Annotated in this window: 14 protein-coding genes and 1 tRNA gene; 6 read left to right on the forward strand and 9 right to left on the reverse strand. The window is 70.2% G+C overall.

Translation table 11 applies throughout. The features are described from left to right. Positions 1-47: 47 nt before the first annotated feature. From ACFV57_RS06925 to dnaK, 4 genes are read right to left on the reverse strand one after another with little or no spacing between them, the layout of a single operon-like run. The gene (locus ACFV57_RS06925) at positions 48-500 is read right to left on the reverse strand and encodes a heat shock protein transcriptional repressor HspR (RefSeq protein WP_385226524.1); all 453 of its coding nucleotides are present in this window, start codon (positions 498-500) and stop codon (positions 48-50) included. 5 nt (positions 501-505) lie between these two features. Beyond that, a complete protein-coding gene (gene dnaJ, locus ACFV57_RS06930; protein ID WP_385226526.1) occupies positions 506-1,684 on the reverse strand; it encodes a molecular chaperone DnaJ in 1,179 nt (392 codons plus the stop codon). A 42-nt stretch (positions 1,685-1,726) separates the two neighbouring features. Continuing rightward, a complete protein-coding gene (gene grpE / locus ACFV57_RS06935) occupies positions 1,727-2,386 on the reverse strand; it encodes a nucleotide exchange factor GrpE (RefSeq protein ID WP_385226528.1) in 660 nt (219 codons plus the stop codon). Next, entirely contained in the window at positions 2,383-4,248 is a 1,866-nt protein-coding gene (gene dnaK / locus ACFV57_RS06940; protein ID WP_385226530.1) for a molecular chaperone DnaK, read from the reverse strand. Before dnaK ends, grpE begins: the two co-directional genes overlap by 4 nt. Before the next feature lie 351 nt (positions 4,249-4,599). Here dnaK and ACFV57_RS06945 point away from each other — a divergent pair, with 351 nt between their 5' ends. The 5 genes from ACFV57_RS06945 (at position 4,600) to ACFV57_RS06965 (ending at position 11,064) form a co-directional block, all read left to right on the forward strand. Then, on the forward strand, positions 4,600-6,864 hold the full coding sequence (locus ACFV57_RS06945; protein ID WP_385226532.1) for a heterodisulfide reductase-related iron-sulfur binding cluster: 2,265 nt from the start codon (positions 4,600-4,602) through the stop codon (positions 6,862-6,864). Positions 6,865-7,237: 373 nt separating this feature from the next. Continuing rightward, entirely contained in the window at positions 7,238-8,062 is an 825-nt protein-coding gene (locus ACFV57_RS06950; protein ID WP_385226534.1) for a trypsin-like serine peptidase, read from the forward strand. Between the two features lie 115 nt (positions 8,063-8,177). Then, a complete protein-coding gene (locus ACFV57_RS06955) occupies positions 8,178-8,318 on the forward strand; it encodes a hypothetical protein (protein WP_385226536.1) in 141 nt (46 codons plus the stop codon). 229 nt (positions 8,319-8,547) lie between these two features. Beyond that, on the forward strand, positions 8,548-9,516 hold the full coding sequence (locus ACFV57_RS06960) for an AraC family transcriptional regulator (protein ID WP_385226538.1): 969 nt from the start codon (positions 8,548-8,550) through the stop codon (positions 9,514-9,516). 552 nt (positions 9,517-10,068) lie between these two features. Further along, positions 10,069-11,064, forward strand: a complete 996-nt coding sequence (locus tag ACFV57_RS06965; protein WP_385226972.1) for a Yip1 family protein — start codon at positions 10,069-10,071, stop codon at positions 11,062-11,064. A 118-nt stretch (positions 11,065-11,182) separates the two neighbouring features. Here ACFV57_RS06965 and ACFV57_RS06970 read toward each other — a convergent pair whose 3' ends face one another. The 4 genes from ACFV57_RS06970 to ACFV57_RS06985 all read right to left on the reverse strand — a co-directional run bounded on the left by ACFV57_RS06970 (position 11,183) and on the right by ACFV57_RS06985 (position 14,659). Next, on the reverse strand, positions 11,183-12,715 hold the full coding sequence (locus ACFV57_RS06970) for a ricin-type beta-trefoil lectin domain protein (protein WP_385226540.1): 1,533 nt from the start codon (positions 12,713-12,715) through the stop codon (positions 11,183-11,185). A 336-nt stretch (positions 12,716-13,051) separates the two neighbouring features. Further along, entirely contained in the window at positions 13,052-13,549 is a 498-nt protein-coding gene (locus ACFV57_RS06975; RefSeq protein WP_385226542.1) for a phosphoribosyltransferase, read from the reverse strand. A gap of 16 nt (positions 13,550-13,565) precedes the next feature. Further along, positions 13,566-14,141, reverse strand: coding sequence for a dCTP deaminase (gene dcd, locus ACFV57_RS06980; RefSeq protein WP_385226543.1), 576 nt, complete (start codon positions 14,139-14,141; stop codon positions 13,566-13,568). A gap of 356 nt (positions 14,142-14,497) precedes the next feature. Then, positions 14,498-14,659, reverse strand: a complete 162-nt coding sequence (locus tag ACFV57_RS06985) for a hypothetical protein (protein ID WP_385227002.1) — start codon at positions 14,657-14,659, stop codon at positions 14,498-14,500. 221 nt (positions 14,660-14,880) lie between these two features. On the opposite strand from ACFV57_RS06985, the gene ACFV57_RS06990 reads away from it, so the two are divergent. Beyond that, positions 14,881-14,954 (forward strand) — tRNA-Gly (locus tag ACFV57_RS06990). 464 nt (positions 14,955-15,418) lie between these two features. Here ACFV57_RS06990 and ACFV57_RS06995 read toward each other — a convergent pair. Further along, positions 15,419-16,012 (reverse strand): GNAT family N-acetyltransferase, encoded by a 594-nt coding sequence (locus tag ACFV57_RS06995; RefSeq protein WP_385226545.1) that lies wholly within the window; start codon positions 16,010-16,012, stop codon positions 15,419-15,421. Positions 16,013-16,022 lie beyond the last annotated feature (10 nt).

The raw sequence follows: 16,022 nt of genomic DNA on the forward strand, positions 1-16,022 counted from the left end.
GGGTGCGTGTGCACCCCGGCCCCGCGCCGCGAACCCTGTGAAGGCCCCTACTCGGAGCGCTTCTTCGGACGCCAGACCACCAGCGCGCCGGTCTGCTGCACGTCCTGATACGGCACCAGGTCCCGGCGGTACGAGGCGTGCACCGCCGCCTCCCGCTGCTGGATGGCGGCGGCCGCGCCCTCGACCGCGTGCTGGAGCTCGGCGACCCGCTGGCGCAGGGCCGTGACCTGGTTCTCCAGTTCGATGATGCGCTTGATGCCGGCGAGGTTGATGCCCTCGTCCTGCGACAGCCGCTGCACTTCCCGGAGCAGTTCGATGTCCCGGGCCGAGTAGCGCCGGCCGCGCCCCGCCGTACGGTCCGGCGAGACCAGGCCGAGGCGGTCGTACTGACGCAGGGTCTGCGGATGCAGACCCGAGAGCTGAGCCGCGACGGAGATGACGTACACCGGCGACTCTTCGGTCAGCTCATACGGGTTCCGACGCCCGCCCCGGCCATCCATCCGACTCAAGCTCCCTTCGCGGCCTGGAACAGCTCCGCCCGCGGGTCCTCACCCGCGGTCGCCTCGCGGTAGGACTCCAACGACTCCCGTGCGGTGTCGCCGAGGTCCTTGGGGACGCTCACCTCGACGGTGACCAGCAGGTCGCCCCGGGTGCCGTCCTTGCGCGTGGCGCCCTTGCCGCGCACGCGCATCGTACGTCCGTTGGGAGTGCCGGCCGGGAGTTTGAGCGTCACCGGCGGGCCGCCGAGCGTCGGCACCCGCACCTCGCCGCCGAGCGCCGCCTCCGGGAAGGTGACCGGCACGGTGACGGTGAGGTTGTCGGCCTTGCGGCCGAAGACCGGGTGGGCCTCGACGTGCACGACGACGTACAGGTCGCCGTTCGGTCCGCCGCGCTCGCCCGGGGTGCCCTTGCCGCGCAGCCGGATGCGCTGCCCGTCGGAGACGCCCGCCGGGATACGCACCTGCATCGTGCGCGAACTGGTCGCCCGGCCGCTGCCCTTGCAGACGTCGCACGGGTTCTCGGCGATCAGGCCACGGCCCTTGCAGTCCACGCACGGGTCGGTGAGCGAGAAACCGCCACCGCCGCCGCGGCTGACCTGTCCGGTGCCGACACAGGTCGGGCACACGCGCGGCGTGCCGTTCTTGTCGCCGGTGCCCGAACACGCCTTGCAGGGCGCCTGGCTGGACATCCGCAGCGGGACCGTGGCCCCGTCCGCCGCCTCGGTGAAGCTGAGCGTCACCTCGGACTCGACGTCCTGGCCGCGGCGGGGCTGCGTACGCGTACCGCCGCCACCGCGGTTGAACAGGCCGCCGAAGACGTCGCCGAGACCGCCGCCGAAGCCACCGCCCTGGGCGCCGCCCTGCGCGCCGCCTCCGAAGAGGTCACCCAGGTCGAAGTTGAACGATCCGCCGCCGGCGCCGCCGGGGCCGGCGCGGAAGCCGCCGTTGCCGAACAGCGCCCGCGCCTCGTCGTACTCCTTGCGGCGCTTGGGGTCACCGAGGATGTCGTTGGCCTCGGAGATCTCCTTGAAGCGGTCCTCGGCCTTGGCGTCCCCCTTGTTGGCATCCGGGTGGAACTCCCGGGCCAGCTTGCGGTACGCCTTCTTGATCTCCGCCTCGGTGGCGTCCTTCGGGACGCCGAGGACCTTGTAGTAGTCCTTCTCCACGAAGTCCTTGGTGTTCATCCCCGACGTCCCTCCTCCCGTACTGCTGTCCCTGCCGCCGCGTCAGCCCTCGTCCGGGCCACCGCTCTCCTCGTCCGAAGCCTTGGCGTCGTCCTCCGAGGCGGCCTTGCCGGGCTGCGCGCCCGGCTGCGGCTCGGCGACAGCGACCCGCGCGGGGCGGATCGTTCGTTCACCGATGCGATACCCGGGCTGGAGGATGGCGACGCACGTGGTCTCCGTGACATCCGGAGCGTACGAGTGCATCAGGGCCTCGTGGATCGTCGGGTCGAAGGGCTCGCCCTCCTTGCCGAACTGCTGGAGGCCCAGCTTCGCGGCCACCGTCTCCAGCGACTCGGCCACCGACTTGAAGCCGCCGACCAGCTCGCCGTGCTCCCGGGCCCGGCCGATGTCGTCGAGCACGGGCAGCAGCTCGGTGAGCAGATTCGCCGCGGCGATCTCCTTCACCGACACCCGGTCCCGCTCCACCCGGCGACGGTAGTTCTGGTACTCCGCCTGGAGCCGCTGGAGGTCCGCGGTGCGCTCGTTGAGCGCGGTGCGCACCTGGTCCAGCTGCGCCGTGACGGCTACGTCCTGGTTCGTTTCCCCGGCCGGGGCCGAGCCCGCCGTGTCGGCGGACTCGGCCTGCGCCGCGTCATCAGGGGTCTGTGCGGCTTCGGCGGGGACGTCGGGCTTCTCCTCGAAGCCCGGAGTCTCCTCCGTCACGCGGCACCGTCCTTCTTCGGCTTCTCGTCGTCGACGATCTCGGCGTCGACGACATCGTCCTCGGCCTTGGCCTGCTGGCCGCCGGCGGCACCCGCGGCACCGGCGGCGCCCTCGGCGCCACCCGCGGCCTGCGCGTCGGCGTACATGGCCTGGCCCAGCTTCTGGCTGACCGCGGCGACCTTCTCGGTCGCGGTGCGGATCTCGGCCGTGTCCTCGCCCTTGAGCTTCTCCTTCAGCTCGCCGACGGCGGTCTCGACCTCGGTCTTCACCTCGGCGGGGACCTTCTCCTCGTTGTCCTTGAGGAACTTCTCCGTCTGGTAGACGAGCTGCTCGCCCTGGTTGCGGGACTCGGCGGCCTCGCGGCGGCGGTGGTCCTCGTCCGCGTACTGCTCGGCCTCCTGGCGCATCCGGTCGACCTCGTCCTTCGGCAGCGAGGAGCCGCCGGTGACGGTCATCTTCTGCTCCTTGCCGGTGCCGAGGTCCTTCGCCGCGACGTGCATGATGCCGTTCGCGTCGATGTCGAAGGTGACCTCGATCTGCGGCACGCCGCGCGGGGCCGGGGGCAGACCGGTCAGCTCGAACATGCCGAGCTTCTTGTTGTACGCCGCGATCTCGCGCTCGCCCTGGTAGACCTGGATCTGCACGGAGGGCTGGTTGTCCTCGGCGGTGGTGAAGATCTCCGAGCGCTTGGTCGGGATCGTCGTGTTCCGCTCGATGAGCTTGGTCATGATGCCGCCCTTGGTCTCGATACCGAGGGACAGCGGGGTGACGTCCAGCAGGAGGACGTCCTTGACCTCACCCTTGAGGACACCGGCCTGCAGCGACGCGCCGATGGCGACGACCTCGTCCGGGTTGACGCCCTTGTTGGCGTCCTTGCCGCCGGTCAGCTCCTTGACCAGCTCGGCGACGGCCGGCATACGGGTCGAGCCGCCGACCAGGACCACGTGGTCGATCTCGGACAGCTCGATGCCGGCGTCCTTGATGACGTTGTGGAACGGGGTCTTGCAGCGCTCCAGGAGGTCCTGGGTCAGCTGCTGGAACTGCGCCCGGGTGAGCTTCTCGTCCAGGTGCAGCGGGCCCTCGGCGGAGGCGGTGATGTAGGGCAGGTTGATCGTCGTCTCGGTGGACGACGACAGCTCGATCTTCGCCTTCTCCGCGGCCTCGCGCAGCCGCTGGAGCGCCATCTTGTCCTTGGACAGGTCGACGCCGTGGCCGTTGTTGAACTGCTTGACCAGGTAGTCGACGACGCGCTGGTCCCAGTCGTCACCACCGAGGTGGTTGTCACCGTTGGTCGCCTTGACCTCGACGACACCGTCGCCGATCTCCAGCAGCGAGACGTCGAAGGTACCGCCACCGAGGTCGAAGACCAGGATGGTCTGGTCGTCCTTCTCCAGGCCGTAGGCCAGAGCCGCGGCGGTGGGCTCGTTGACGATGCGCAGGACGTTCAGACCCGCGATCTCGCCGGCCTCCTTGGTGGCCTGGCGCTCGGAGTCGTTGAAGTAGGCCGGAACGGTGATGACCGCGTCCGCGACCTTCTCGCCGAGGTAGGCCTCCGCGTCCCGCTTGAGCTTCTGCAGGATGAAGGCGCTCATCTGCTGCGGGTTGAAGTCCTTGCCGTCCAGGTTGACCTTCCAGTCAGTGCCCATGTGGCGCTTGACCGAACGGATCGTCCTGTCGACGTTGGTGACCGCCTGGCGCTTCGCGACCTCGCCGACCAGCACCTCGCCGTTCTTGGCGAAGGCGACGACGGACGGCGTGGTCCTGGCGCCCTCGGCGTTGGTGATGACGGTGGGCTCACCGCCTTCGAGAACACTGACGACGGAGTTCGTCGTGCCCAGGTCGATGCCGACCGCACGTGCCATTTCGATTCCTCCATGACTTGAGTGGAACAGGCTCAAGCGTGCAGCACGTCCGCCAGCCTGTCAATTGACCTGAGCGTGGCCCGCTCAACTTTTATGTCGCACTTACCGTCACTCCCCGCTTCGGAGGACGCGGGACGGGGCGGGAAGGGTTGCCTGCGCGACACAGATCACCGGCCGGGCGGCTTCATGGGGCTCGGGATACTGGGTAACCTCAGCGCAGACCCGAAAAGTTACTGCTTAGTAATCGCTGTAGACCTTGTACCGCCGGACTCCGCGTACCCCTCATACGTACGCGCAGCCCCTCAAAGTATTCCCCGTAACCCCCGCACTCGCAGGCCCGAGGAGCCACCCATGCAACTCGCCGCGATCATCGTGTCGCTGGTCCTTATCGCGGTCGGCGTCGCACTGTTCGGCCGTGCCATCCTGCAGATCGTCCGCACGATGCGGCTCGGCCAGCCCGTACCCGCCGGCACCCGGACCGACGACCCCACGCAACGCACGGTCACGGTGGTCAAGGAGTTCCTCGGCCACACCCGGATGAACCGCTGGGGCGTCGTGGGCGTGGCGCACTGGTTCGTGGCGGTGGGCTTCTTCTCGCTGCTGCTGACGATCGTCAACGCCATCGGCCAGCTCTTCAAGGCGGACTGGCTGCTGCCCGTCATCGGCGAGTGGGCGCCGTACAACGTCTTCGTCGAGTTCATCGGCACGATGACGGTGCTCGGCATCCTGTTCCTGATCGGCATCCGGCAGGTCAGCAAGCCCGGCAAGGCGGGCCGAAAGTCCCGCTTCACCGGCTCCAACTTCGGGCAGGCGTACTTCGTCGAGGCGGTCATCCTGATCGTCGGCGTCTGCATCTTCATGCTGCACGCGCTGGAGGGCGCCCAGCACCACGTGGACGGCTACGAGGCCTCGTTCTTCATCTCGTACCCGGTCGTCTCGTGGCTGGCGGGCATGGATGTCGCCACGCTCCAGAACCTCACCTACTTCTTCGCCGGCCTGAAGATCGCGACGTCCTTCATCTGGATGATCACGGTCGCGCTCAAGACCGACATGGGTGTGGCCTGGCACCGCTTCCTGGCCTTCCCGAACATCTGGTTCAAGCGCGAGTCCAGCGGCGACGTGGCGCTCGGCGCGCTCCAGCCCATGACCAGCGCGGGCAAGCCGATCGACTTCGAGGACCCGGGCGAGGACGACCAGTTCGGCGTCTCCCAGGTCGAGCACTTCTCCTGGAAGGGCCTGCTCGACTTCTCCACCTGCACCGAGTGCGGCCGCTGCCAGTCGCAGTGCCCGGCCTGGAACACCGGCAAGCCGCTGTCGCCCAAGCTGCTGATCATGGCGCTGCGCGACCACGCGCACGCCAAGGCCCCGTACCTGCTCGCCGGCGGCGGCAAGGACGAGGAGGGCACCGAGAAGGCGACCGCCGCCCAGCTCAAGGACGTGCCCGCGGACGCGCTCGCCGAGGCGGAGCGCCCGCTGATCGGCACCCTCGAAGAGAACGGCGTCATCGACCCCGACGTCCTGTGGTCCTGCACCACCTGCGGTGCCTGCGTCGAGCAGTGCCCGGTCGACATCGAGCACGTCGACCACATCGTCGACATGCGCCGCTACCAGGTCATGATCGAGTCCAGCTTCCCCAGCGAGGCCGGCACGATGCTGAAGAACCTGGAGAAGAAGGGCAATCCCTGGGGCCTGGCCAAGAAGCAGCGCCTGGCGTGGACCAAGGAGGTCGACTTCGAGGTCCCGGTCGTCGGCAAGGACATCGAGGACCTCACCGAGGTCGAGTACCTGTACTGGGTCGGCTGCGCGGGCGCCCTGGAGGACCGCGCCAAGAAGACCACCAAGGCGTTCGCCGAGCTGCTGCACATCGCCGGCGTGAAGTTCGCGATCATGGGCGGTGACGAGGCGTGCACTGGCGACTCGGCCCGCCGCCTGGGCAACGAGTTCCTCTTCCAGCAGCTCGGCCAGCAGAACGTCGAGATGCTGAACACGGCGTTCGGCGAGGACGCGGACGAGGGCGTGACCGTCCCCAAGGCCAAGAAGAAGATCGTCGCGACCTGCCCGCACTGCTTCAACACGATCGCGAACGAGTACCCGCAGCTCGGCGGCGAGTACGAGGTCGTCCACCACACCCAGCTGCTCCAGCACCTCGTCGACGAGGGCAAGCTGGTCCCCGTCACCCCGGTCGAGGGTCTGATCACCTACCACGACCCCTGCTACCTGGGCCGCCACAACAAGGTCTACACACCGCCGCGCGAGATCATCGCCAAGGTGCCGGGCCTGCGGAACGAGGAGATGCACCGCCACAAGGAGCGCGGCTTCTGCTGCGGCGCGGGCGGCGCGCGCATGTGGATGGAGGAGCGGATCGGCAAGCGCATCAACAACGAGCGCGTCGACGAGGCCCTGTCCCTCAACCCGGACATCGTCTCCACCGCCTGCCCGTTCTGCCTGGTCATGCTCACCGACTCGGTCAACGGCAAGAAGAACGACGGCAAGGCGAAGGAATCCGTCCAGGTCGTGGACGTGTCCCAGCTGCTGCTGGACTCCGTCAAGACCCCGGTCGACCCGGCGGGCGAGGAAGCCCCGTCGGACGCCCCGGAACCGGAGCCGGTGAAGTAACCGGCCCACCCGTCGGCCCACGGCCGGTCCCGCTTCGGCGGGGCCGGCCGTTGCCGTTGAGGAGGGGTGGGGTGACGTTACGGGGGCGTAGTGACGTCACGTGGCCGTATCGACGTTACGGAGGCGTATCGACGTCACGGGTGCGCAGCGACGCGTCCATAGCGTCACGACGTTTCGGTACCGTGTCGTCGTGCCCGTACCGTAGCGACGTCACAGTGACGTAGCGACGTGCCAGGCCCGTCACAACGCACCAGCCCCGTAGCGACGCACCAGGAGCGTTCCGACGTCACGCCCTCGTATCGACGTACGCGCGCGTGACGACGTACCGAAGTCGTCGCGGCGTGCCGGGGCGTCACGACGTACCGTCCCGTACATGAGAACCGCCCCCGCCGTCCTCGCCACGGCAGCCGCGCTCGCCGCACTCGTCACGGTCGCCGGGTGCGGCCTGTCGCAGGCGGCGGACCCCGCGCAGCCCGCCGCCCGGTCCTTCGAGGGGCTGCCCTTCGTCGGCGTCCTGATCTCCGAGGGCGAGCACTACTGCACCGCGAGCGTCATCGACAGCCCGAAGGGCAACATGCTCGCCACCGCCGCGCACTGCGTCCACTTCCGGGAAGAGGACGAGGACGAGGACACGGACGAGGACGACGAGTACGAGCCCGGTCCGATCACCGGCGACGTACAGTTCGCGCCACGCTTCTCGGGGGCCGGGGAGGGCACGTTCCCGTACGGGAAGTGGAAGGTCAGCGGCGTCCACGTGCCCAAAGCGTGGCGCGACGAGGACGACGACCGCGGCGACTACGCCTTCCTCACCGTCGAGCCGGACGCGCAGGGCCGCACGGTGCAGGAGGTCGTCGGCGCCGCCACCCCCGACTGGTCCTCGGATTTCCGCCGCCACGTCACCGTCGTCGGCTACCCCAACGAGGCGTACAACCCCGGCAACCGCCCGATCACCTGCACCACGGACTCCCGGCGTGACGACGACGAGCCCTACATGACGCGGATGCGGTGCGGCGGCTTCTACGACGGCACCAGCGGCGGCCCCTGGCTGGCCGACCACCACGACGCCCGCCGCCCCGGGCGCCTGATCGGCGTGCTGAGCGGCGGCGACACGGACGCGGAGTCGACGGCCGTCCTCTTCGACAAGGGGGCGCGGGAGCTGTACGAGCGGGTGGCGCGGGGCGCGGCGAAGACGTCCTGATCAGCACCGTCGCATTCCGCCGCGGCCATTGCGCTCTGTCGGGCCGCCCTGCACCATCACCACCGACCGACGGTGCTACTGGGCCTCTTGAGGCGGAGCGGGACACGGTGGACGCATGTCCGGACGAGCACGCCGCACGCCCGTACGAGGCCGAAGACGCACCCCGAAGAGCCCCCGGGCCACCACCGCCCTCGACACCCCCGGCACGGACCTCGCACCCCTCCCCGGACCCCTCGACGCCGACGGCTACAGCTGACCGCCCCGCGCCCCCGGAGCGGCCCTCGCCGTCCGCGGACAACCCCCGTCCGCCGCCCGGGGCATGCACCTATTCTTTCCCCGTGCGCAGTTGAGGCGGCCGGAACCGGACGGACGGTTCTGTCCGCCCGGGGGAGAGGGTCGTACTGATCATGTCTGCGGAGCCGCGGGCCGATGCCCCGTCGGGGCCTTCTGTCCCTTCTGTTCCTTCTGTTCCCTCCACACCTTCCGTGCTGTCCCTGCGTACGGCCGACCTGGACGAGGCGAGGTGGGCGCTCGGTTCGGCGTTCCACCCCAACCACATCGACCGGCTGCGCCCGAGCGACGACGTGGGCGCGTCCTTCGACGTCGTACGGCTGGGCGCGGTCACCGTCGGCGAGGTGGGGTTCGAAGCGGAGCTGCGGCTGCGGTTCGGGGAGCTGGGCTCGTACCACGTGGACGTACCGCTGACCGGCGGCATCCAGTGGCGGCAGGGGGCCCGGGTGTCGGAGACCGCCACACCGGAACGGGCCGGGGTGTTCCAGCCGGACGGCGCCACCACCATCGACCGGTGGAGCGGCGGGTGCCGGCTGCTGGCGGTGAAGATCCGTACGGCGGACCTGGAACAGCATCTGGAGCACCTGCTCGGCCGGGCCGTCCGCACCCCGGTGCGCTTCGCCCCCGCCCTCGACGTGTCCAGGGGGCCGGGGCTCAGCTGGGCGCGGCTGGTGCGGACGGCCGTACGGGACATCCAGGAGGCGGACGGGCTGATGCACCAGCCGCTGGTGTCGGCGCCTCTTCAGGAGGCGCTGCTGAGCGGGCTGTTGCTGGCCGCCGAGCACCCGTACCGCGAGGAGCTGAGCCGGCCGTCCGCCCCGACGGCGCCGTCGTATCGCCCGGCGCCCGTGAAGCGGGCGGTGGACGCCATCGAGGAGCGGCCCGAGCACCCCTTCGACACCGCCGAGCTGGCCGCCGTCGCCCGGGTCGGCGTGCGGTGGCTCCAGGAGGGCTTCCGCAGGCACGTCGGCATGTCGCCGATGGCCTATCTGCGCGACGTACGGCTGCGCCGCGTACGGGACGAGCTGCGCGGCGCGGGGCCCGGCGAGCTGAGCGTGGGCGAGGTGGCGTACCGGTGGGGCTTCGTGCACCTCGGGCGGTTCGCGCGCAGTTACCGGGAGCGGTTCGGGGAGACACCGTCGCAGACGCTCCAGTCACCGTGAGGAAGCAGCCGCTCCAGTCACCGCGAGGCCCCGGCTACCCCGGACATCCCGGGCACCCCTGGCACCGCGGCCGCCATGCGGACGCAGCCACTCCAGTCACTGTCGGGACGGCCGCCCCGCCGCCAACACGCAGCGTGATCCGGATACCGGCTGCGCAGAATGGATCATGCGGCTGCCCCCGTGCGGCTACGGTCTGGGTGCCAGGGTCGAGTCGGCTACGCCGGTGCGTCCGCGCGTCGGTGCATACCGACGGCGTCCACCGATGGCGGGCCGGCCCCTGGGTACCGGCCGGTATCCCCCCGTAACCGCAGCCGGACCCCCGCCCGTGAGGCGTCGGACGACGACGATCCGATGCCTCATGGGCCGGTGGAGCGCGGTCCGCGATTGCTCCCGCGCCCTCCCCTCCCCGCCTTGTGTCGCGCGTCCCCTCGGGGACCCGCCTGCGCTCCCCTAGGGGATGTCACAGGTCGGCAGCAAACCCGCCCGGTGTCCCCGCACCCGGCCACGGGGCCTCCGAGACCAGGTACGTTCGATGACGTGGCTGGATTCAGGATGGGTCGCGGACGGGACGCCCGTTCCGCGCAACAGGGGCAGCAGCAGGGGCAGCAGGCACCGTACGGGCAGCAACAGCCGTACGGGCAGCAGCCCCCGTCTCCGCACGGGCAGCAGTGGCAGCAGCAACCGCACCGGCCGCCGCAGCCCCCGCAGCCGTACGGCGGCCCGCACCCCGCAGGCCCGCACGGCGGCGACCGGCACGGCGAGCCCGAGTACTTCGGTGACGGCGGCTACCAGCCGCAGCAGCAGTCGTACGCCCCGTACACCAACGACAACAGCCCGGGCCACACACAGCAGTTCAGCGTCGGCGAGGCCCCGGACGCGTACGGCCCGCCCGGCGCGCCGCCGAACGGCCACTACGACAACGGCGGCCCCGGCGGCCAGTACGGCGACGAGGCGTACGGCGACGGCGGCACCTACCGCGCGGGCCAGGCCACGGCCCCGCCGGCCAGCCCCCGCCTGCACTGGAAGCAGCTGCTGACCGGCCTGGTCACCCGGCCGAACCCGACGTTCTGGCAGATGCGCGACCACCCGGTCTGGGGCCCGGCCCTGATCGTCACGTTCGTCTACGGCCTGCTCGCGGTCTTCGGCTTCGACAAGGCCCGCGAGGACGTGCTCAACGCCACGCTGTCCAACAGCATCCCGTGGGTCCTGATCACCGCCGTGATGTTCGTCATCGGCGGCCTGATCCTGGGCGCGGTCACCCACACCCTCGCCCGCCAGCTCGGCGGCGACGGCGCCTGGCAGCCGACCATCGGCCTGTCCATGCTGATCATGTCGGTCACGGACGCGCCGCGCCTGCTCTTCGCGATGTTCCTGGGCGGCGACAGCACCCTCGTACAGGTGGTGGGCTGGGCCACCTGGCTGGCCGCGGGCGCCCTGTTCACCTCGATGGTGAGCAAGTCGCACGACCTGCCGTGGCCCAAGGCGCTGGGCGCCTCCGCGATCCAGCTGGTCGCGCTGCTGGCCCTGGTCAAGCTGGGCACGCTCTAGCCGTACGCCCAAGCCGGCCGCAGGCCCACCCACTGTCCGGGCGCCACTTCCGGAAGGCCCCGCTCCGCCCGGAGCGGGGCCTTCCGCGTACCGGAACGACCAGGTCCCTACCCGTCCGTCACGCGAACCGCTGTGCCGCCGACCCGTCGCACTTCCGCAGCCGTACCGCGTCCTTGGCCGAGCCCAGCGTCAGGCACAGCCCCGGCGCCGCCGCCGGCCGGACCCACCCGCTCGCGGCGTCCCTCGTGAACTGCTGGTTGGCCGCGCCCGAACAGTTCCACAGCACCAGCCCGGCCCCGGCCTCGTACTTCGCGCCCGGCACGTCCAGGCACCGGTCCTGCGTCAGCCCGACGTGCACCGAGCGGCGCTCCGCGTCGTGCCACCACTCCTGGTTCCGCTGACCGTTGCAGTCCCAGCCCACGACCGCCGTGCCGTTACCGCTGCCCGCGCCCTCGGCGTCCACGCAGCTGCCCGTACCGGCGTTCTTCAGCGGCTTGTACACGTCGTCCCAGGCCGGCGGGAACAGCTTCGGCTGCCCGGTGCTCGCCGGGTCGGCGCAGGACGCCTCGCGCCGGTCCGACGCGTAGAGCTGCGTCAGGCAGGAGGCGAAGGCGGCGTGACCGCGCGCGTTCGGGTGGAAGGACTGCCGTACGGAATTGGAGTCCGGCGGGAAGGGATTGGCCAGGTCGACGTACAGCCCGCGCGCCCAGGCGTCCTCCATGCACACCTCGTGCCCGTGGAAGAGCCGCGAGTTGTCGAGGTACGTCGCGCCGGTGTCCGCCGCGACCTTCCGCATCCCCTTCTCGAAGGCCGGTACGGCGGTGTTGCGGCCCCACGCCGCGTCGGAGGTGTAGCCCGTGCACCCGCCCGGCAGCTTGCCGGGGAAGTTCGGGTTGTCCTCGATGTCCGGCCCGATCGGGCTCGGATAGCCCATCACGACCAGCTTGTAGTCGCCGTCGGCGTACCCGGCCCCGCGCATCACGGTCCGCAGATCGCGCACGCTGCGCTCGACCTTGGGCACCAGCGCGTCGACGCGGCCCTGCCACCCCGGCCGGTACTTGGGCTCGCAGGTGCCCTGCAAGGTGAACCAGCGGGTGACGCAGTCCGTCATCACCGACGAGAACTGCAGGTCGTCGTTGGCCCCGGCCACCAGCAGCACCAGCTTCAGCCGGGTGTTCCTGGCCTTGATCGCCAGGTTGTCGCTCTGCACCAGCTCGTCGGCGTACTGCTTGCTCCCGCCGATGTTGATGTTGCCGGTGGTCGCGCCGGAACAGGCGACGTTGTACGTCACGTCCGCCGGTATCCCGGTCCGGTGGACGGCGGCGTCCGGCGAGCGGTGGCACCAGTTGTCCGGCCCGTTCGTCCCCGGCTCGTACGTCCCCACGCCCTCGCCCGCGATCTCGCTGTCCCCCACCGAGATCAACGCGGACTTGCGCTGCGCGGCCGGCCGCTCGGCGGCGTCCCCGTAAAGCCGCACGGCCTCGGCCGCCCGGATCTTCTCCAGCTCCGGAGGCAGCGGCTCGGCGGCAGCGGCTGCGCCCCGGGCGGCCACCGCCGTACCGGCGCCCACCCCCGCGACCACACCCGCTCCGCCGAACCCCACCGCCAACGCCGCTGCGGCGGCCAACAGCCGCCCCGCTCTCGCACGCACCCTCGGGCCTCCCCTCCAGTCTGCAGTCACCGCCGGTTTCTACTCGGAGGTAGCGACCGGCGGAACAGCCGGAACGGGATTGGCCCGAATTCACGTACCGCACGGCAAACACGGATGGCGCGTCGCGCCACGGCAGGCCACAGCAATGCCGAAGCGTGGCAATGCGGCAATGCAGAAACGCGGAAACGCACCGGGTGCGTCACTCACCCGATGCGTTCCTCGGCCCGGGACCGGCAGCCGCCCCACCGCCCCACAAGCCCTACGCGTCACGCGCCACGCGGTGCGCTCTGTGCCGTATACGCCGTATACGTCCTTCGCCGTACTCAGACTCAGGACTCAGGCGTCGAGGACCTGACCCTCACGGCGGACCACCGGGGGCTCGACGCTCCACGGGAAATTGATCCACTCGTCCGTGCGCTTCCACACGTACTCGCACTTCACCAGCGAGTGCGACTTCTCATAGATCACCGCGCTGCGGACCTCGGCCACCGTCCCCAGGCAGAAGTCGTGCACCAGCTTCAGCGTCTTGCCGGTGTCGGCGACGTCGTCCGCGATCAGCACCTTCTTGTCGGAGAAGTCGATCGCGTTGGGCACCGGCGCCAGCATGACCGGCATCTCCAGCGTCGTACCGACCCCGGTGTAGAACTCCACGTTCACCAGGTGGATGTTCTTGCAGTCCAGCGCGTACGCCAGCCCGCCGGCAACGAAAACGCCGCCGCGCGCGATCGACAGCACGATGTCGGGCTCGTACCCGTCGTCGGCGACCGCCTGCGCCAGATCACGAATCGCGCCACCGAAGCGCTCGTACGTCAGGTTCTCCCGCACACCACTCACTGGTTCTCTCGCACCCTCAGACCTGTGTCCGATGAAAATTCTTGAACGACCGCGAGGGCGTCGGCCCCCGCTGGCCCTGGTACCGCGACCCGTACTTCGCGGAGCCGTACGGATGCTCCGCGGCCGACGTCAGCCGGAACATGCACAGCTGCCCGATCTTCATACCGGGCCACAGCTTTATCGGCAGCGTCGCGACATTGCTCAGCTCCAGCGTCACGTGGCCGCTGAAACCCGGGTCGATGAAGCCGGCCGTCGAGTGCGTCAGCAGCCCCAGCCGCCCCAGCGAACTCTTACCCTCCAGCCGCGACGCCAGGTCGTCGGGCAGCGTGATGACCTCGTACGTCGAGGCGAGCACGAACTCACCGGGGTGCAGGATGAACGCCTCGTCCCCCTCCGGCACCACCTCGCGCGTCAGGTCCTGCTGCTCCACCGCGGGGTCGATGTGCGGGTACCGGTGATTCTCGAACACCCGGAAGTACCGGTCGAGGCGCACATCGATACTCGACGGCTGCACCATCGACTCGTCGTAGGGATCGATGCGGACCCGGCCCGCGTCGATCTCGGTCCGGATGTCCTTGTCTGAGAGAAGCACGCATCGAGGATACGCGCCCGCCCCCACCCACCCCGCACACCACCGCCCTCTCCCCCGGCCGCGACGCGCAACTGCTGCACCCCGGGGCGCTCCATCTGCCGAGCGCGCCCCCGCCACGACGGTGCGACGGGGCGACGGCGCGACGGCGCGACGGGGCGACGGGGCGACGGGGCGACGGGGCGACGGGGCGACGGCCCACCCCACGGCAAGGGCCCGGCCCCCACCACCGGGGAACCGGGCCCTCACCCACATAATTCACAGCCGCTCCACCGACTGCCGTCCGCCTCGCATCCCCACCCGGCCCGCCACCGGACCGCCGCCCCAGGGCGTACGGTCGGGGCCCGCCGGCCTCGGCCTCAGCGCTTCTCGCACTCCACCGGCACCGAATGCCGCAGCCGCGCACAGCGCGGACACCGCAGCAGCCGTCCGGGGCCGAGCCGGTCCGTGGTCTGCATGGGGAACGAAGCGGTGCTGAACACGTGCCCTTCGGCACAACGTACGACGGTGCGCTCCATCAAGTCCCTCTCCCAAGTGCATGGACAACAAAAGCCACATTAGGGGATGAACTGGGCGCCACCGAAAGCGGCACTCCGCGCCCCAACCGTACGCCCCAACTCCCGCCCACCCGACCGCAACCCACCCCCCACACACGACCGGGCCCCACGGCCAACTGCACCGGGGGCCTGCGATGAGGTAGAGTGTGCGACGCTGCATCGCCCTCACCACGGGCGACGCTCAAGCGGGTGTAGTTTAATGGTAGAACATGAGCTTCCCAAGCTCAGAGCGCGGGTTCGATTCCCGTCACCCGCTCCATATCGAAGTCCCAGGTCAGCGGCCTGGGACTTGTTTGTTGTCTAGACCAATTTGAGTCGCGTGCCACTCGCGTGCCACAAGGCGACGATTGGCGCACCGAGTTGACGGCCATAGCCCTCATCCGAGAGCCCTGACCTCCCGTTCGCCGGCCACCAAGCCCGCTCGACCACGCCCGCCGCCTCGGCCGGTATACCGGCCCGGAGCGCAGCAGCCTCGTCCCGCCCCAGCTCGCGGGCCACCTCACCGCCAACGGCCACCACCTCCTGAGCGGTCCCGCAGACCTCGGCCAGCAGGGCCGCCAGCTCCCGACTGGTCGAAGCACGCCACGGGCTCGGCCTCCGCCCCAGGGGGCAGCTCGCCCGCACGGAACTTCGTGCCCATGAGGTCGGCCGGCCGGTACATCTGGGCCTGCCGCAACGACCAGCAGAGCTTCGCTTTCCATGCCCGCGAACAGGCCCAGGTGGTCATGGTCCAGCCACCAGCCGTCCAGGATCTCCCCGTCTCGTCCGCGCCCCCGCACTTCCCCGCGCGGAACCGAACCCCAGGCTCGTCCACATGTCGCTGATCCCGTAGTCGCGACGGCACTTCGCCTTGATCCCCAGCCGGTCCCGGTGCCTGCGCCGGATCTCCTCCACCAGCAGCCGCGTCACACCGTTCCCGCAGTGCTCCCCGGCGACGCACAGGTGCGCGAGCCGCACGTGCGGACTCCGCTTCGGAAGACCGAACAACGCGTACCCGATGACCTCGCCATGCTCGACCGCGACGAGCAGACCACCATCGCTCGCGCGCTTCGGTACGGTGATGATCCGCGCTGTCCGCTGACTGCGGCTCCAGGCGGGCTCCTGCGCGAGGACGGGCACCAGCCTCGATGCGTGAAGAGGGGCTGGGCGGCTCAGCTCACGCCGGAACGATGCGAAGTCGGCCCGGTGCTGTCCGGCCGACCACGGGTGTGGTTGCCCGAGTAACTTCGGTCCTTCACCGGGACGCCACGGCGGCTGGCTGAGGTTCATCGCACTCGTAACGCCGATATCCGTGCCGAAAACCTTGACAGCCGGCACGGTGAACCCT

The sequence above is a fragment of the Streptomyces sp. NPDC059788 genome (assembly GCF_042732265.1).
GTDB lineage: Bacteria > Actinomycetota > Actinomycetes > Streptomycetales > Streptomycetaceae > Streptomyces.

What these genes read in the sequence shown, in the direction of transcription:
- ACFV57_RS06965 (WP_385226972.1), top strand. Translation starts at nt 10,069, where the DNA reads ATGGGTCGCGGACGGGACGCCCGTTCCGCGCAACAGGGGCAGCAGCAG.
- ACFV57_RS06950 (WP_385226534.1), top strand. Translation starts at nt 7,238, where the DNA reads ATGAGAACCGCCCCCGCCGTCCTCGCCACGGCAGCCGCGCTCGCCGCA.
- ACFV57_RS06955 (WP_385226536.1), top strand. Translation starts at nt 8,178, where the DNA reads ATGTCCGGACGAGCACGCCGCACGCCCGTACGAGGCCGAAGACGCACC.
- ACFV57_RS06925 (WP_385226524.1), bottom strand. Translation starts at nt 500, where the DNA reads ATGGATGGCCGGGGCGGGCGTCGGAACCCGTATGAGCTGACCGAAGAG.
- ACFV57_RS06945 (WP_385226532.1), top strand. Translation starts at nt 4,600, where the DNA reads ATGCAACTCGCCGCGATCATCGTGTCGCTGGTCCTTATCGCGGTCGGC.
- dnaK (WP_385226530.1), bottom strand. Translation starts at nt 4,248, where the DNA reads ATGGCACGTGCGGTCGGCATCGACCTGGGCACGACGAACTCCGTCGTC.
- dnaJ (WP_385226526.1), bottom strand. Translation starts at nt 1,684, where the DNA reads ATGAACACCAAGGACTTCGTGGAGAAGGACTACTACAAGGTCCTCGGC.